The sequence below is a fragment of the Acinetobacter sp. V102_4 genome, from assembly GCF_031799005.1.
Classification (GTDB): Bacteria; Pseudomonadota; Gammaproteobacteria; order Pseudomonadales; family Moraxellaceae; genus Acinetobacter; species Acinetobacter calcoaceticus.
The window spans coordinates 1-18,999 of sequence record NZ_JAVQNR010000049.1 but is presented as its reverse complement, the minus strand read 5'-3'; the positions used below and the strand labels follow the sequence as shown (position 1 = coordinate 18,999).

The window sequence follows — 18,999 nt, the reverse complement described above, 5'->3', positions numbered from 1 at the left end:
ATGAAAATTATTTCTAAACCTCAACTTTTAAAAGACGTGCAATATAAACCAAGTAAATCTCTACAAGTGGGCAAAGAGTGGAGCTGGTTAAATCCAAAACATGCAAATTTTGACACAACAAATGTAGAAGGTGCAGCGGTAGATAATCCAGCGAACTACTATGAAAGCTCACTTTCTGATTGGCATACATTTGACAGTTTACAAGCTGATATTGAATGCGATGTGGTGGTTATTGGCGGTGGTTTATTAGGTTCATCAAGTGCATTACATTTAGCTGAACAAGGCGTAGATACGGTCTTATTAGAAAAAAATCGCATTGGTAGTGCAGCTTCCGGCAGAAATGGCGGACAACTTACCCCAGGTTTAGCTCGCTGGGAAGCTCAAGAAATGGCCGATCGCTTAAGCTATGAAGATGCCAAAAAGCTCTGGCATTTTACTTCTACAGAAGCCATGCAACTTATTGATGACATCTCAGAAAAATACCAGCTCAACTTTGACCGAAAATACGGCCATATTACCGCCGCCGTTCATGAAGGACATTTAGTTGGCCTAACTCAAGGCGCCGATGCACGAAAATATTTAGGTGAAGACCATACGCGCATTGTAGGTAAACACGAACTCATGGACTATATTAAGTCTGATTATTATACGGGTGGTTTAATTGATGAGTTGGGTGGACAAATCCATCCTTTAGCTTTAAACCGTGGCTTAATTTATGGCTTTTGCCAAAATGGCGGTACTGTTTATGAACAAACAGAAGTTATTTCAATAGAAGAAAAAGCAGATGGTATTTATGTTCAAACTGCAAATGCTGTTGTAAAAGCTAAAAAGTCTGTGGTGTTAGCAGTACACCATGCTTCATTTAAACTTTTATCAGAGCAAAGCAATACTACTATTCCGTTTTATACCTATGTTGCAACGACTGCCCCACTAGAGCTTGATACAAAAGAGCTTCTGCCATTTGGACATCCAGTCTATGACACTCAGTTCCAGATTGATTACTACCGTCCCGTGTTTAACAACCGCTTATTGTTTGGTGGCCAAGGCACAGGAACGTGTTGGGGGCCAGAGAAAACTTTAAATTATCTAGAACATCGAATTCATACGGTTTTCCCTCAAATTAAAAATCTAGAAATGGATTTTGTCTGGAGTGGAACAACTGATTTAACCGTAAATGGTGCAGTCGATAGCCGTAAATTTGGTAATAAGTTCCCGATTTATGCTGTTCACGGTTGGAGTGGTCACGGCGTTGCACAGACGGTACGCATTGGTAAAGCCATTGCAAATGACTTTATTGGGCAATCTAATGACTTTGAAATGTTATCTAAAATTGACCATCAAAATATTATGTTTGGTCGTACCCTTGCTCCCGTTGTTATTCCACTCGCAAAAAGTATGTATGGCATCGGCGCAATGATTAACCCAGGCAAAATGGTGTCTTTCTAATTTATAGAATCACTAATTTTCTAAAAAAGGATTCGTATAGCTTTGTACGGATCCTTTTTTATTTAGCTGAGTAAAATCCTTTTCAAATTAGGTTATCCCTAGCCAATCTATTACAATAGCATCAGCTTTTTTATTCAGCGCATATATTTTGAGCAACTCATCTTCCCAATTAAAACGCGGACTTAAAAATCGCCACATCCAGCTAATCGCTATGGGTGGCGCTGTCGGGACAGGTTTATTTTTAGGCTCTGCCCAAGTCATCCAGTCTGCTGGCCCTTCTATTATTTTAGGTTATGCCATTGTCGGTTTGGTCGCATTTTTAATTATGCGCCAAATGGGTGAAATGATCGTAGAAGAACCTGTGGTCGGTTCCTTTAGTTACTTTGCACAAAAATATTGGGGAAGATTCCCCGGTTTTTTATCGGGCTGGAACTATTGGGTGGTTTACATTCTGGTCGCAATGACCGAACTGACAGCAGTTGCTAAATATGTGCATTACTGGTGGCCTCATATTCCTGCTTGGATATCAGCCTTATTTTTCTTTGTTTTGGTCACATGTTTGAACTTAGGCAACGTTAAATTTTATGGTGAATCTGAGTTTTGGTTAGCCATTATTAAAGTTGCGGCAGTCATTGCCATGATCGTGTTTGGCTTATATTTATTGCTCACCGCAGGTAGTGATTCTATCGCTAGCTTCTCAAACTTATGGCAGCATGGCGGATTTTTCCCACATGGGTTCTCGGGCTTGTTTTATATGCTCGCCTTCTTAATGTTTGCTTTTGGCGGTATTGAACTGATTGGGATGACTGCTGCTGAAGCCGAAAATCCTGAAAAAAGCATTCCACAAGCCATTAACCAAGTTATCTTTCGAATCTTGGTTTTCTATGTGGCTTCGCTTGCCATTATCATGTCGCTCATTCCGTGGAATCAGCTTGACCTTGGTGGTCTAGATAAAAGTCCATTTGTGATGATTTTTAGCCAGCTTGGGATTGGTTGGGCAGCGCATTTGCTTAACTTTATTATTTTAACAGCCGCACTGTCTGTTTATAACAGCGGTATGTACGCAAACAGTCGCATGTTATATGGTCTAGCAGTACAAGGCCACGCATCCAAAATTTTTACAAAAGTGAGCAAACAAGGCGTTCCAACACCGGCTGTTATCTTTTCTTCTATTCTGATTTTTGGTTGCGTGTTACTGAACTATTTTATCCCAGAAGAAGCTTTAAGCTATCTCATGTACATGGCTGTAGCAGCTTTAGTTTTAAACTGGGCAATCATTAGCTTTACTCATTTGAAGTTTAAACGTGCCATGAAACTTGAAGGTAAAGTTGTCAAATTCCCTGCACTATTTTCACCTTTAAGTAACTATATCGTTTTGATTTTTATTGGCATGATTTTATATATCATGTGGACTCAAGGTTTTGAAAAATCAGTTATTTTAATTCCAATTTGGATTGCATTTATGTTTGGATTATATAAATTTTTGAGTTGGAAAAAAACACTCTAATATTCAAAGAAGGCTTATTCAAACAGGATAAGCCTTTTATCATTTAACAGCTCGTCACCCTAAGCAACTTCAGAAAATCTACTCAAAAAACCATTCATATTCTATTCATCATTGTTGAATGGTTCTCTGCTAGGCACATTGATATGTAACCCTTAGTCATTCTAAACATTGGTATTTAATGGGATAATTATTAAAGTACAAGTGTTTACATGATCTATAAATATTTGCGCTCATGTTCAGCTAAAATCAAAGCAGACCAGTTTATTGTTGCAATCACTCAATAGGCAAAAGACACTTCATCGAAAGACAGGTTCTTTACCCACTCTCTGATTCAGCCCAATCAACTGCGTCACTCAATGATGAAAGACAGGAAATTTTATGGAAAAAACTCTGCAATGTCCTAAGTGTGGTTCTACAGAAGTTGAAGCACGTGACCATGACAAATTACTTAGAACAACTGGCGGTGTTTTACTGACAGCTGCTGGCACAACGGCAGGTACTGTAGGTGGTGCGGCAACTGGCGCTTCTGTTGGTGCAGCTATTGGTACGATTGCTGGTCCTTTAGGTGTGATTGTTGGCGGAACTGTAGGAACTTTTGTCGGTGCAATTAGTGCAGGAATCACTGGCGGTGTGGTTGGTAATATTTTTGGTAAAAAAGCGGGTGTGATGATCGACAAAAATATTTTTCAGGACTATCGCTGCTTAAAATGCAAATACCGTTTTAAACAAAAGAAGTAATATTTATCTGAGTTAAGCTTAGATTTAATTTATTTAAGAAATAAGGAAAGTAAGCAATTTGGGTTGCTTTCCTTACCTAACCAAAAAGGGAATTACCATGAATTATTATGCCTAAAATAAGACCTAAGCAAATTTAAATAAATAGAAATTACAAGAAATAGAGTAAATAATTTCGATATTAAAAGTCAACTTTTATTACTTTATTTAGCCATCATTTTTAATTTAATATAGCTTATTTTCTATAAAATATATCTTCACTTATTAATAAAAAATTATAGTTATCAGTATCTAACATAATCTTTAGCTTAGAATAAAACATTAATATTTCATTCATTTTGATGTAAATTTTTAATGATTCCGGATATAGCACATCACTTTACTAGCAGAATTAAAAGTTTTAGCATATAAATTCCAATTTAGGATTTATCCGATAATGGGAAAACCACTCTTTAATTAATTGAGGGGTATCTTCTTTATTAACAAGTTTTATTGAAATCTTATTTTCACTACTACTCAAAATATACAAATTTAAAACATATTCATTTTCTGGGAAATTAAAAGGTTGATTTATTTTCTTACATTCTTCAATAATTTTTCGATTATTTATTATTGACTCCTGCACAATGATATACAATTTACCTGAATCTTCCTTAAAATCTATAAAAAATAAGTTTTCGTTTCCAAATAGAATTCCAGTTTTTTCACTATTATTTAAATACAAATCATAATAGTAATTATTATTATAAGTTATTCTATCAACACAAACTTTGCTTGAAAGAAAACAGTCATATTTATTATCTACATTTGAAAATTTATTAATATTATATAATATAAAAATTATAAAGAAAATTACTACCAAAGATAAGATGTGTATAGCTTTCATATCCAACTCCTAAAGGGAAAAGATGCATTATCTTTTCCCCTATTTATATTAATGTGGTTTACAAGCTGGACAATAAGGTTTACCTGTAAATTTGAATTTAAATCCTTGGTTAATTACATTAGTTAAACCATTTGATGCTTCTCGTGCACCAATTACAGTACCCCAATTTCTTATCCCAGTTTTAAAATCAAAAGCACTACTAGCCTTATGTTGTTCAAAATTATAATCATTCGGTAACAATGTTCCATCTTCCCTCATCATTAATTGCCCATGAACCCAATATCCTTTCGAACTTTTGGATGGTTTACTGATTAAACCTTCATCAACCCATTGACCAAAATGATTTCTGTAACCATTTGCCCGAACAGGAAGAACATATTGCCCTGTTTTTTTAATTTTTGTCCATTCTCCATTAGGTGTTACTCTCAGCATTTCCGCATCAATTTGTACATCGGTACCTGGACCACCATTAAATAATAAATGTTGATTAGAACTAAATAAGTCCGGTAAATTAAATGATCTTAACCCCCACTCTTCGAATAAACTAGCTTTATATGCACTATCACCTTTATAAGCTTCGATAAATGAAAAGTTATAACTATCTAAACCACTCGAATCTACATGAGTTAATGGGTTATTATCTGCATACACATATGGATTTACTCCACCTTCTAATCCAATTGGATCAGGCTCCATATAGCGACCAAGTTCAGGGTTGTAGTAACGATTTAAATTGTAGTGTAAACCTGTAAATTCATCATAATACTGACCAGGGAAACGTAAATTAAATTTTACTGAACCTGTCGGTAAACCTGCACCAAAAGCATTACTTTCCCACTGCCAAACTACAGAATTTGTACTACTATCAACTAACATACGTGGCGTAGCATTACGATCTGTCACAACCGCATAGATTTTCCCAGCACCAGCGCCATAAATTGCGGCGACAAGACGATTCTCCATCCAAACATATTCGACTAGTGGAACTCCTGTTACAGTGTATTCACCAATCAAATTACTATTTTCATCGTAAACAAACTGAATAGCTCCTTCATACCATCCGCCCTTCATACCTACGGTACTATATGCACGTAGAGTACGCTCATTTTTATAATTGTATGCCATGTAGTATTGATTATTTGCACCACCAGAGTAACGCATTTGACCATTACCATCATAACTAGATAAGAAAGGAGCAAAACGGAGCTCTCCTGTAGACAAATAATTACCAGAGAGAGATCCTGACTGCACTTTACTTGTAAGCCTATTTGTAGCTGATCCTATAGTATAGGACACTGTTTGTGCATTTCCAGAACCATTTTTACTCGTTTTAGTTATTAAATTACCATTAGCATCATAACCATATGACCAGCTATTCTGAGTTGCTGCACCTATAGAAGTTGTTTCACTAGTTAATCTATCATTCCTATCATATGAGTAATTCTTAGTTTTATTATTCAGATTTTTTATTGTCAGAACTCTTCCATCTTGATCAGTACTATATTCTTCTGAATATAATGCAACATTGTTCTGACTTAAAAATTTAACTGCTTTTATAGGACTAGTTAGTGCTTTTACCTCATTATAATCTATTAAATATTTCGAATTAGTATTTGCGATACTCCATGAATTAACTTGACCAAAATTATTATAACTAACATTAGTAATAAAAGGATTACCAGATATTGATATTGAAGCAATACGCCCCTTTGTTGCTTCATAATTATAATTAATTACACGACCAGAGGGCATTGTAATAGACTTAATTTTACCAGCAATACTATAACTATATTTTACGTTTAAAGGTGAAGTAGTTCCTCCCCAAGCTGCAATAGCTTTATTAGTTTGATTTTTCCCTATAACTCGATCTAAATTATCATATGTATATGTTGTATCAACTCCAAAATTACTATTTGAAAATACTTTATCTAGGTGCCCAAAACTAGAACTATCATAGGTATATTGATAATTATAAGCATATGCAGGATCAGCATCATTTTCACTACTACAAGTAATATTTCCTATCCGCCCTATAGAGTCTATATTAGAATAATTGCATATACGACTAGCATGTGACTTACTAACCAATTGATCTGCTTGATTATATTTATAGGATTTAGTTCCATAGTCATTATTAATCTCATCCTTAACAAACTTATCATTTATATAATTAAATGGGCTTGAACCAGAATTTACTGCATCTTTAGCTGCTATTAAATTACTTGATTTATCATAATTATTTGTACTTAATTTACCTTCTGCATCGGTATGTGAAGTATTACGATTGAGTGCATCATATGTCCATTTTTCTATAAAACCTAAAGAAGATTGGGTCTGTATAAGATTTCCATTTGGATCATAACTAAGTGATTTAGAATAGTAACCTGAAACATTACCATTAGAGGTACGCGATATAAGACCTTGTGTATTTATCTCATTAGTACTTAAAAATGCTCCATCCGTTGATTTAATTACTCCATTATCAAAATATGTTTGAACATTAACAGTTCCATCAGGTAAAGTTGTTCGAACTAATTGCCCTATTGAATCATAAGCGTAAGTAGTAACTTCATTATCAGGATTAGTCTCTGAAATTTTACGTTTCAAATAATCATAAGTATAACTTGTTATAGCACCTGTAACATTTCCAGTCTCACCGCCATTTCCTGTAGCTTTTGACTGTAAAGTTCCGTCTTGATTATATATAAATTTATCTACTAATCCTGATGGGTAAATAATCCGTTCTGGCTGAGCAAAGGTATTATAGTTAAGATATTTAGTAACTACCGATCGATTATTTACGTTCTGAGTAATCGTTGCTCTATTACCAAAGGAATCATAGGTAAATGAAGATGAATCATTAACATCCGCACGTGGTCCATCAACACTACTAATAAGTCCATAATTCACATTATTAGCATTATTATAATAAGAATAGGCAATTGTTTTACTAGTACCACCTTTCGGATAAGAGATTACCTGCTGTACGATCCATCCATTTGCATTAATACTATTGGTGACCTTTTGTCCATCAGTCACAATCAGATTGGGGGTTGGATATCTATTTTCAGCACCATCTGTAAGTACTGTATAGTTATAAGTCGTCGATTGACTATCTGCTGTGCCAGAGGCAATTGTTTTTTGGCTAAGACGGTTAAGTTGATCATAATTAAATGTCGATACATTCCCATTTAAATCAGTGATTGACTTCAAACGATGCGTAAATGGATTAAACTGTACCGAGCGAATAGGAGTGGAACCACTCAACAGCCCTGGATAATTACCCTGAACCGTCATAGTTGCTGTTGCTGATAGCATAAGTCCCAATTCAGCTTGATTATAAGTTCCAGGTAGTGAAGCTCCTGTCATAGTATAATCCATAGTCTGATCTTGACCATTGACTGTAAAACGATTTGCAAATTCTCCTCGAATATCATTCCATGCAGAAATACTTCTTTGAGTTTTTTGATTATTTAGTGGCGTATAAGCTGTAATTTGTGTGGTATAAGCTAAAAATACTGATGTAGTATTATTATAAAATTGCCAAACATTTCCATATTCATACTCTCTTAAAACATTCTTGTTTTGATCAATTACTCTTTTCAAAATTGGATAATTTCCCTCACTGGAATCCGAAATTTTTCTAGATGTATTATCCAAAACATATTGAATCCAATAACCTCTAGATTGATCTTCATATTGGAAAGAAAAATTTCCTGTAACTATCGAGTTAATAGAAGAAATAGTATAACGGGTTTCTGTTTTCGAAGGGTCAATAATACTCTTGACTTGATTTTCCTGATAAGTAACGCTCGATCTCTGGACATTTGAACCACTAATGAGTTCAACACCTGTAATTAATTTACGTTCAAGATAAGTTTGATTAGATGATCCAAACTTTTTGTATTCTCTAAGAATATTTAGCGTATTATTTCTATTATCTTTAACCTGAACTAAATTATAACCATTATCATAAGATAAATTTAATTTTCGTCCATCTTGATATTGTATTTCAGTAAATTTGTATAAATAACTCGGAATAGTAGTACTACCAAAAACTGATTCCATATTTTTGTAAATTGAAGCAGTATACTTAACACCATCTTTAACAATAACAATAGAGCTATTTACCTGTTTAAAAGAGATATCACGTAAATTTTCTGAATAAAAGGTTTTAGCTTCAAATTGTCCTGCTCCACTATGATAAATACGTTTTAGCAGTTTACCTCCCTCATTCACAACTAAATATTTTTCACTACTTCCTGGTAATTGAATTATGAAAACACTCGTATTAACTGAAGGGATAGTACTAGTAATCACATAACCGGAATATTCATTCGTCCAGTCCGCGACTCCACCTTCGTCTAATTCCTGGTATAAATTTGGGCCATTCTCCCCCTCTAATCGTAAGGTTGCATGGTATTGCATGGTAAATGGCAAATTACCTTTTACTAGAGGAATATTTTGAGTAACTTTTCCACTTAGTAGGTCGTAACCTTTTGTAGCTCCCTGTATACCTGGTTCAATTGCTAAATTATTTGTAAGTGCTGAATAATCAGTACCAGCCGCAAAACAAATAGATAAAGATAGCCAAGTAATTAACAACAGAACAATTTTATTAAAAATTATCTTCAATTTTATTCATCTTCTCACCAAATATATTATATAATTTAAACAATTGTTTCAAAAATGAAAAGGTATATATGAAAAAAAAATATTTTATTATTAGCGGTGTCTTTTTATTGCTAATTGTTAGTATAATTTACTACAATTTGTATAAAAATACTGAAGATCAAAAAAATGTTAAATTTAGACCTGATACTCAGCAGGACACTCAAGTCAAAAATAATGAAATGATGATTTCTAAATCATTAACTAATTTAATGAATACGCAAACACAAGATAAATCACTGAAAGAAAGTGATTTTTCATCTAAAACCACCACTGATTCTGGTCTTTCAAATCAGTCAGGCACAATCACATTAAAAAGATAATTAATTAGATGTATTAATTATAATTAGCCCACTATATCTGGATAATTCAATTATTCAGATATAGTGGGTCTTTTAAGTTTTTCTTTCAACAACAGCTTAATTTGTACATTATTAAATCTATTTCCATTGCAATTAATTTATTAAGCTAACAAATCAATATCATCGTTATCTTCTAATAAAAAAAATACTATAATAAAAAGTAAAAAACTTAAGATATTAAATATATTATTAGAAGTTATCTTTATAAAATTTAAATATAGTTTTAAGAAAAAGTTAATATCTATCTAAATTAAGCTCAGGTTTAATTTATTTTTAAAGGTAAAAAAAGTAAGCAATTATTAGTATCTTTCCTTACCTATATCCTCATCTAACTTACCCTAAAGTAATAAAAAAATAATCTAAAAGCCTTCCTCTTTCATCTGGCTTGTTTGGATCTAAAAGCTGAACCATTGCCCCATCAATCACAAACAAGAACATGTGTGCATCTTGTTTTGAAGCATTTGCATTGGTTGTTAAAAGCAAATTATAGATTTCATTAATGAACCAATTTCGATATTCTCAACGACCACCTGATATGCGTTGGGATGTGTTTTTGAAATCTCAAAAATAGCTTTAAAAGGCAAATGATAGAGTCCTTCTAAATCGGCATGTAAAAAGTAAATTTTGCAAAGCTTTTCAAGCAAAGTTAAGTCTTTTTGAACATGAATGATTGAAAGTACCTCATGTTTTAGCCCATCTTTTTGAAAGGTTAAACTCATTTGAATTAGCCTTTCTTTTGAATGAAAGTAATTATAAAAAGTGGCTTTGGGAACTTTTGCTGACTCAATAATTCGGTCAACCCCGACATTGTGAAAGCCATAGTTATTAAAAAGATATCGGGATGTATGAAGCACACTTAAAGCACGGAATGGGAGATCTGAATGTGGCATAGTTTTACCGTTATAAAATAAATTCTTGTTGTATATAAATGAGATAAAAATGCCGCTGCCTTTTTGGGAGAAAAAAGGCATAGTAAAGCCCATAAAGACTGTGCTTGGCACATCTCAAGTTTTATTGTTGATTAAGTTTTTGGTTGAGACGATTTAAAGCCTGAAAACCTATTGGCAATCAAACTGCTTTAAACGTTTAAGTTGTGTCGATATAAACTTTGGCAAAGGCTGCCAAAAAATAATGAATGTGCAAAGCCAACTCCTTTTTATTTGGAGTTCTGCCAAAACATTAAAATTATGGTGGCAGAACGAAAGGGGGTTCGCAGACTGGAAACAAAGGAACCAGCACACCCGAAGGTGTCCCCCTTCCGCCCTACCGTAGAGAAAAAGGGGGCGAACGAGTTCCCGACACACAAAACAAGAGTTTTGCATATCGACTTTGTTTTCCCGGTCTGCGACAACCGACTGGCAATGTGGCCAGCAGGCAAAGGATAGTGCTCTACCCTATTGCACTCAAGCACACAAAACGACATTTGCATTAAAATAGATCATTAAAAAGTAAGGGTAAATAATTAAAATTTATTGTTAAATTGGGGTTTATAACGGTATTGAAATTTATATAGATATATTAGTTGCGGTGGGTAAGAATAGAATATAAAAAATGGAAAACAATGAAATGAAAATATCTTTATTAGATGTACAACAAGTATTCAATGATCTGTTAAACCATAAAATCAGCCGAGACGATGCTGAAGAATGGGCAAGAAAAAGAATGAATGCACTGGATAATAAATAATGACTTAACTTTCGATCCTCCTATTAAAGAGGAACTCCTATGGAAAGCAGTAATATATTTAAGTGGTGTTGGGTTAAAAATATCTCCTAATAAATATATGGAAGATGAAATTGGCATTAAAGAATTGTTTAGTACTTATTGGAATCAATGAGTTTTTTAGCGAAAATTTATCCCCCAAATTATAAGATGATTAAATTAAAACAACATTCTAAATAAAAAAAGCTAAGCCCGATAACCGTGACTTAGCTTTGAAAAATAATTTAACAGGCTCTATCTAGAAAATTTATGGTCTTTAGGAAGTGGAGCATCACATGGTTGATCCGTCTTTACATTGACCATTTTCACAGGCCCATCATTGTAAATGGTTACCTTACAGCCTTTTACAACATATTCCTGTTGAATGCCACCATACATTTCATCCTCAGAAACAGCAGATGCAACATCACATGCCTCGTCAGCACGGCATGCAGCCTCTTCTTCACCAACCTCTACAGCTTCTGCTCCAGCAGCTTCCATTGCGTCTCCAGCACTCTCCTGTACTTCAGCATCTACAGCCTGTATCTTTGCTGCATATGTATTTGAAAGATTCATCATAAGAAAAATTGCAAGAAATGACTTACTAAAGTGATTTATTAAATTCATGAACTATCCATATCTATTAATTTAAATTCAGCGTATACCGAGATCGATTTTACTTTGCAAGTTAGGGATGCAAAGGGGTTAGTATTATAAAGAGCTATTCTACTCATAATTATACATATACCAGCAATAGTTGACCCGAAAGAATTCTTCAAACAATTACAAGATATTGACCATTATGAGGGTGCAATTAACTACAAAATATAAAATTAAGCTGCATCTAATTCTGCCCAACTCAATCCAAATTTTTATACGGGTTTCTAAGCACTAAAAAACATACACATAAAAAAAGCCCCTGCTTTTAACAGGGGCTTTTCGAATTTGGCAGAAGCGGTGAAATCCTAATTCAAACTAAGTATTGATAACATGGCTTTGTGCAATTCATTGTCCGCCGACTCAATGTTGTTGCTTTGCCAAGCAATATAGCCATCTGGCCTGATCACTATGCAAGCATTTTCATCATTCCCCCAAAAGCGAGAAAGTTCTCCATAAGAGTCTTCAACCTCTCTTTTTGGACCTACCTGTATAACTTTAATATCTAAGTTGAGCTGGCTATTAATGTTATCTACTGCAAACTTCCATTTGTCACCTTGTAACCAACAGAAAAGCGTAAACTTTCCATTTCCGATTAAGTCTAAGGTTGATATTTTTTTATGATTTTTGACTAACCATGTATGAGGGAGTTTATGACCAGGAGTAAATGAGGGATAATAATGAAGATCTTCATCTCTACTAGAATCTATTTTATTTTCAATATTGTACGCTGCTCCAATAATTGCAGACGAATGATACCGTACATTAGTTTCTACTCCTAAAGCAGCAAATTCATAAGCTTTATATTCAATTGCAGATCTTAAATCACGGCGCTTAATAGCACCTTTTTCATTACCTTCACTTAAGGCATTTATGCTTCCTTGCATCGTCTCTGTACTGTACTTTCCATCTAACTCTAAAGCAGAAAATATTGTAGAGAATTCTCTAACACTTTGATTTGCTCGTTTAACAATTCTCTCACCAACAGGCGCTCTTTCATCATTAAAACTGTCTAATAAACCACTACCCGCTTTGCCATTTAATACAAATGCTAATTTCCAACATAAGTTATAAGCATCTTGTATAGATGAGTTTGAACCTAATCCATTAGAAGGTGGATGACGATGGACAGCATCACCAATACAGAAAACTCGACCTTTCGAATACTGCTCTGCATACATTTCATTTACGGTCCATAACGACTTACTACTTATGCTTATTTCAATGTCGTTATCACCAATAAGCTGTTTGCAAATTGCAATCGCCTCATCATCGTTGAGAGATGGTTCTTCTTTTTCAATGTCATACCCCCAAACAATCTGCCATTCATTCCAAGGTCTGACCATACGCAACAACCCTAACCCAATCCCGCCAATGTTTGCTCCAGGTTGTATGATCCACCAGAGGTATCCAGGTCGATGCGAAACTAATTTTGTTAAATCGGCTTTAAAAATAATGCTTATACTGCCACTTTTCCCCATTTTACCAGCCATAGGTAAATCTAAATCTTTTACAACTTTGCTACTCGCCCCATCAGCTCCGATTAAATACTTACATCGAATTAGGTATGTTTGTTTAGTCAGTCTATCTAGAACAGTAACTGTTACACCCTTCTCATCTTGTACATGAGATAAATATTCCGTATCAAATCTTGGATGGCTTCCTCGTGATGCTGCATTTGAAAGTAAAATAGGTTCAAATAGGTGTTGAGGAAGATCACACTGTTCACAGGGACTCGCTTTAGCATACTCTGACATTCTTTCTGGATGATTCATTCCATAAGGAAAACGTCCAATTTCATCACCCGTTAAAGATGTGCAATAAACAACATCACCCATAACTTCCTTGGGTGCTGCTTTTGCGATTACTTCATCAGATATTCCTAAATCTCGAACAATTTCCATAGTTCTTTGACTTATATAATGAGCACGAGGGCTGTTTGCCAGCCATCTATATTTAGTTATTATGATATTTCTAATTCCATAACTACTTAACATAAGTGCAGCAGAAGAACCAGCTGGACCACTTCCAACAATTAAAACATCAGTTTCTAACATTTTTATCCTATTAATTACATATTCTTGGTAGCTAAATCGCTATTGCATAAAATTAATGAAATAACCATTTTGGATATAATAGTGCTTCTAAAAACTCTTTTAGATCATGCAGGTAAAAACTTCACAATATTAAGTATTAAATAAGTCTATAAAAGTTATAAAGCATATTTTTAATCAAGATTTCTTATATCAACATAGTTCAGTCTTTTAATAAATATGGCAAAGTTTAAAGAAACCAATGATCTAGAGCCAAAAACAAATATAACATTTGAGATTTATTGGTTGCATTGGCAAATCTCTGCATATTTTATAACTCGCAAAAAATAAAATTTAGCTAACTTTTATAAGTTCTTTACTAATAAATAAAATTTATGTTGTCAATTTTTTAAAATTTCTTTCGATACTACCAGACTTAAAATCACAAAATCATTAAATAAAATTAAAAAATTCTGCTGAAAATATGATGAACGCACTCATTTATAATATTAATTTTTTAATAATACAAAGATTACAAATTATCCGATTACTTATTACTCCATCGTTAGGCATTCTTCCCTTACATTAACTACATATAGATAATTTCATTGTTCAAAATAATCTAGTGAATTACTCATAAGTAAAACTAAGTTTTTCTTTCGATCTTTCTTCTAACAATTACAGATTCATTAAAGAGAACTATTTGCTGAAGAGAGTCATATTCAAGTTTTATATTTACCAATTTATATTTAATCAATATTGAAAATATAGAAATAAAAAAAGCCCCTGCTATTAACAGGGGCTTTTCGAATTTGGCGGAAGCGGTGTCCGTCTAACAGCAGTCTTATATAGTCCAATGAAATAAATAATAACCATATAATTCATTGTCTTAAAATAAAACACATCCAATACAGTCTTGCACAATCTAGCTCTTTCCAATATTCTTTGAGGGGTAGGTTGTGGGGTAAAAGGTTAGATGCCAAAAAAATCTAAAGAGCTTTCAGCACTCAGCGTATCAAAAATTAAAGAGACTGGACGACATTCTGTAGGGGGTGTTGATGGCTTATGTTTGAATGTTGAAGGTAATTCTCGTGTATGGATTCTACGCGCTACTTTTGGAAAGCACTTTGGTAAAGATGGAAAGCTAAAACCACATCGCCATGATATTGGTCTTGGTCCCTACCCTGAAGTTTCTTTAGCTGAAGCACGAGCAAAAGCTACTGAATTAAGATTACAAATCCGAAACGGAATTGATCCTATTCAACATAAACAGGAACAACGCGAAGCTTTACTTCTTAAACAACGACGTGACAAAACTTTTCGTGAATGCGCCAAGATTGTAATTGAGAAGAAAACATTAGAACTTAAAAATGAGAAACATATTGCGCAGTGGTCATCTACCTTAGAAACCTATATCTATCCTGTCATAGGGGATCTTGTGATTGGCTCTATTACTAAAACAGATATTGTTACAGCACTTGAGCCTATCTGGATAGAAATACATGAAACGGCAAAACGGATTCGTGGTCGAATAGAAACTATTTTCGATTATGCTAAGGCTATGGAATATTTTGTTGGAGATAATCCAGCTGCATGGAAAGGCAATTTAGAACCCATTCTTGGAAATTTAAAGCAAGAATCTAGACCACATCCATCATTACCCTATATGGAAGTAGCTAGTTTCATTCATGACTTACGACAAAGAAATGGAATTTCTCCCAAAGCATTAGAATTTGCCATATTAACAGCTTGTCGTTCAGGTGAGGTATTTGGTGCTTTATGGAAAGAAATCGACTTTAAAAATAAAATCTGGATTATTCCAAAAGAACGAATGAAAGCAGATAAAGAACATCGAGTTCCTTTATCTGAAGCAGCAATTAGATTACTTAAACAGCTTTATCAAGAAACTCATCCTCAACTCGATGACTTTATTTTCCCTGCTCCACGCGGTGGCATGTTGTCAGACATGTCTTTAACCACTTTAATTAAGCGTATGCATGATAAGAAATTAAAAGAAGATGGTATTGGCTATATTGATCCGAAACAAAATCGAGTGATCACGACACATGGTTTCCGTTCAACTTTCCGTGATTGGTCAGCAGATAAAACAGATTATCCTCGTGAAGTCTGTGAACATGTATTAGCACACAAGCTACCAGACGAAGTTGAAGCAGCTTACTTACGTGGAGCTTATCTTGAAAAGCGTAAAGGATTAATGGAAGATTGGGCTAATTTCTGTAATACATAACAGAATAAATTTAGACTCTGACTTAATAAGGTAGGAGTCTGGTTGAATTTATTACCTTGAAGGTTAAAAATTATTTATAAAGGTGGAATCTACACAAGAATTTGCCTCTCCAATTATTTACTCAGCGAAAATTTAGTGTAGGCTCTTAAACAATAAAATTGAATTTATATAACCTTATTCACATCCAGTAGTATTTAATTAAACACCTGCATGAGCAGAAACTCAAAAAATCAAAATTTTTCTTAAGTAAAAAGGTTCAGATTTCATTTATCTCTTAGTTAAATACAATTAGAACTATCAATAATAGATATTGATAGTTCTTTGAAAATTTTTATTGAGTGATCATTGGCAAGTTTAAGCCTTGCTCTTTCGCACAGTTAATCGCGATTTCATAACCGGCATTGGCATGATGCATACCTGTTGCAGAGTCATTGGTCAGTACGCGAGCAATACGTGCAGCAGCTTCATCTGTACCATCACACAATCACAACACCTGAGTGTCGAGAGAAGCCCATACCTACACCACCACCGTGATGAGACACCCAAGTTTCGCCGCCTGCTGTATTGAGCAACGCATTTAATAAAGGCCAGTCTGATCCGTCTTGCATTGCTTCAGTTTCACGGTTTGGACTCGCAACCGAACCTGAGTCTAAATGGTCACGACCAATGACAACTGGAGCTGATAATTCACCGCTACGAACCATTTCATTAAATGCCAAACCAAGTTTTGCACGTAAGCCTAAACCTACCCAGCAAATGCGCGCTGGTAAACCTTGGAACCTAATGCGTTCACGTGCCATGTCTAACCAGTGATGTAAATGTTCATCATCAGGAATTAACTCTTTCACTTTGGCATCTGTTTTATAAATATCTTCTGGGTCACCAGAAAGCGCTGCTCAACGGAATGGACCAATACCGCGGCAGAATAATGGACGGATGTATGCAGGTACGAAGCCTGGGAAATCAAAAGCGTTTGCTACGCCTTCATCTTTCGCCATTTGACGGATGTTATTACCATAGTCAAATGTTGGCACGCCCATTTTTTGGAAATCTAGCATCGCTTGTACGTGCTTCGCCATCGACTGTATCGATCTCACTTACTTCCCTACCGATGCAGATCGATATCATGGTTCCAATGCTGAAGCATCACGCTACACAGCAAATTATATTAAAACTGATGATTCCCAACTAACTAGTCTTGAAGAAAAGAACATGTGGGTGGGTCGAATTAACCAAGATTTAAATATTTTTAAAAATGACCACTTAAAAACCTCAGTTGGAGCATCATATTGGTATTCGGATATCGAAAATAAGCGCGATGGAAATAATGGTCATAGAAAAGCATGGTCTGCATTCAGTCAAATTGCTTATGATGATTTACAACTTCTTTTAATTGGTGGGTAAAATCATGTTTCAACAGGAGATGCAATAAATCCAGATGTATCGACAATGGGGGCCGCAAAAATACTAGCAGAGAACAAGAAGAAACTTGCGGGTACCGTAGTTTTTTGTTTTCCAACCTTCCGAAGAAGGCGCGGCTGATCTAACTGGTTTTAACCAATGGAATCAAATTGGTTCAAGAAAAATGATTACAGATGGAGCTCTAAAAAATCCTAAACCTGAAGTCATGTTTGGTATCCATGTAGTCGCAGGTATACCAAGTGGCAATATTTTCTATAAAGATGCAGCTATGTTGAATAGTGCTGATGAATTTCGTATTAAATTAACCGGACAGCAAGTACATGCCTCTATACCATGGGTTGGTCGAGATCCGATTGTTGCTTCTGCAGCCGTAATTAACAATATACAAACTATAATTAGCCGTCGCTCTGATCTGACAAAAGGTATGGCTGTGATTACGGTAGGACACATTTCTGGCGGTACTGCTACCAATATTATTCCTAAAGATGTTGAGATGGAGGGAACTATTCGTACAAATAACGAAGATATTCGTCAAAATATTCTTCAGCAATTACCAGAAATAATCACGCATACTGCGCTCGCAAACAACGTCAAAGCTGATATTGAACTCTCCCCTTATGCGCCTGTGACATACAATGATAAAACACTCACTAGGTTAATCTTACCTACCTTAGAAAATACAGTAGGCAAAATCATCTGCATCTAATGGAGAATAACGCAAGTGCAAGTGATGACTTTGCACATTATGGCAAACTTATGCCTTCGCTTTATATTTCACTCGGTGCAACTCCACCAAATCAAGATATGAGTAAAGCAGCTCCAAACCATAGCCCTGAATTTATTGTAGATGATGCAACTTTAAAAACGGTCGTTGAATCTCATATACGTTTTGTTATGGACTACCCTACTATTGATGATCAGGTACAGCTATCTTGGAAAAATAATAATAAGTAATAAATAATTGGCAAAATTCAACTAAGTGTTGAATTTTACCAGTTGATATTATTTCACTAAATCTCATAAAAACTGCTTATATTTTAACAATAGCAATTGACTATATTCTCGCCTGAATGCAGAGAGACATAAAATCTGCATTATTTTTTGATATTTAAATAAAGATAATCACAGAATAAAATTCCAATTCATTCTGGAGTATAACCAGTAAGCTTTAATTAGTAAGTTAAATACTTCTATAATTTCAATAATAGCTATTATTGATTTTTAAATTAGTAGAAACCAATCGAGTTCTCTAGGATCTTAAATTTAAGGGAAATGATCAGCACGAATCATATCAATCAATGCTCGCAACGCATTAGAAACATGCCTATGGC

10 protein-coding genes and 4 pseudogenes are annotated in these 18,999 nt (G+C 34.5%); 8 read left to right on the top strand and 6 right to left on the bottom strand.

Annotation, left to right across the window (positions count from 1 at the left end):
• The 3 genes from RMB13_RS13580 (at window position 1) to RMB13_RS13570 (ending at window position 3,691) form a co-directional block, all read left to right on the top strand.
• Entirely contained in the window at window positions 1-1,446 is a 1,446-nt protein-coding gene (locus RMB13_RS13580) for an FAD-dependent oxidoreductase (protein ID WP_311085484.1), read from the top strand.
• Between the two features lie 148 nt (window positions 1,447-1,594).
• A complete protein-coding gene (locus tag RMB13_RS13575; protein ID WP_311085483.1) occupies window positions 1,595-2,953 on the top strand; it encodes an amino acid permease in 1,359 nt (452 codons plus the stop codon).
• Window positions 2,954-3,331: 378 nt separating this feature from the next.
• Entirely contained in the window at window positions 3,332-3,691 is a 360-nt protein-coding gene (locus tag RMB13_RS13570; protein ID WP_004641933.1) for a hypothetical protein, read from the top strand.
• A 397-nt stretch (window positions 3,692-4,088) separates the two neighbouring features.
• Here RMB13_RS13570 and RMB13_RS13565 read toward each other — a convergent pair whose 3' ends face one another.
• Together RMB13_RS13565 and RMB13_RS13560 are read right to left on the bottom strand one after the other, a co-directional pair.
• Window positions 4,089-4,574 carry a hypothetical protein gene (locus RMB13_RS13565; protein WP_311085482.1) on the bottom strand — a complete coding sequence of 162 codons (486 nt, stop codon included), beginning with the start codon at window positions 4,572-4,574 and terminating at the stop codon, window positions 4,089-4,091.
• 48 nt (window positions 4,575-4,622) lie between these two features.
• Entirely contained in the window at window positions 4,623-9,209 is a 4,587-nt protein-coding gene (locus RMB13_RS13560; RefSeq protein WP_311085481.1) for an RHS repeat-associated core domain-containing protein, read from the bottom strand.
• A gap of 68 nt (window positions 9,210-9,277) precedes the next feature.
• Here RMB13_RS13560 and RMB13_RS13555 point away from each other — a divergent pair, with 68 nt between their 5' ends.
• On the top strand, window positions 9,278-9,568 hold the full coding sequence (locus RMB13_RS13555) for a hypothetical protein (protein WP_311085480.1): 291 nt from the start codon (window positions 9,278-9,280) through the stop codon (window positions 9,566-9,568).
• 372 nt (window positions 9,569-9,940) lie between these two features.
• Here RMB13_RS13555 and RMB13_RS13550 read toward each other — a convergent pair.
• Window positions 9,941-10,497, bottom strand: a pseudogene (locus RMB13_RS13550) (TetR/AcrR family transcriptional regulator).
• Between the two features lie 676 nt (window positions 10,498-11,173).
• Between RMB13_RS13550 and RMB13_RS13545 the strand changes: the two are divergent.
• A pseudogene (locus RMB13_RS13545) lies at window positions 11,174-11,444 on the top strand (hypothetical protein).
• Between the two features lie 119 nt (window positions 11,445-11,563).
• Here the strand turns inward: RMB13_RS13545 and RMB13_RS13540 are convergent.
• Both RMB13_RS13540 and RMB13_RS13535 read right to left on the bottom strand, forming a co-directional pair.
• Window positions 11,564-11,887, bottom strand: coding sequence for a hypothetical protein (locus tag RMB13_RS13540; RefSeq protein WP_205470135.1), 324 nt, complete (start codon window positions 11,885-11,887; stop codon window positions 11,564-11,566).
• A gap of 386 nt (window positions 11,888-12,273) precedes the next feature.
• Entirely contained in the window at window positions 12,274-14,022 is a 1,749-nt protein-coding gene (locus RMB13_RS13535; protein WP_311085479.1) for an FAD-dependent monooxygenase, read from the bottom strand.
• Window positions 14,023-14,974: 952 nt separating this feature from the next.
• On the opposite strand from RMB13_RS13535, the gene RMB13_RS13530 reads away from it, so the two are divergent.
• Window positions 14,975-16,246 (top strand): phage integrase central domain-containing protein, encoded by a 1,272-nt coding sequence (locus RMB13_RS13530; protein ID WP_311075392.1) that lies wholly within the window; start codon window positions 14,975-14,977, stop codon window positions 16,244-16,246.
• A 331-nt stretch (window positions 16,247-16,577) separates the two neighbouring features.
• Here the strand turns inward: RMB13_RS13530 and hutU are convergent.
• Window positions 16,578-17,331 (bottom strand): annotated as a pseudogene (hutU, locus tag RMB13_RS13525) (urocanate hydratase); the annotation flags it as partial.
• A 127-nt stretch (window positions 17,332-17,458) separates the two neighbouring features.
• On the opposite strand from hutU, the gene RMB13_RS13520 reads away from it, so the two are divergent.
• Together RMB13_RS13520 and RMB13_RS13515 are read left to right on the top strand one after the other, a co-directional pair.
• The gene (locus tag RMB13_RS13520) at window positions 17,459-17,650 is read left to right on the top strand and encodes a hypothetical protein (protein ID WP_311075393.1); all 192 of its coding nucleotides are present in this window, start codon (window positions 17,459-17,461) and stop codon (window positions 17,648-17,650) included.
• A gap of 45 nt (window positions 17,651-17,695) precedes the next feature.
• Window positions 17,696-18,622 (top strand): annotated as a pseudogene (locus RMB13_RS13515) (amidohydrolase); the annotation flags it as partial.
• Window positions 18,623-18,999 lie beyond the last annotated feature (377 nt).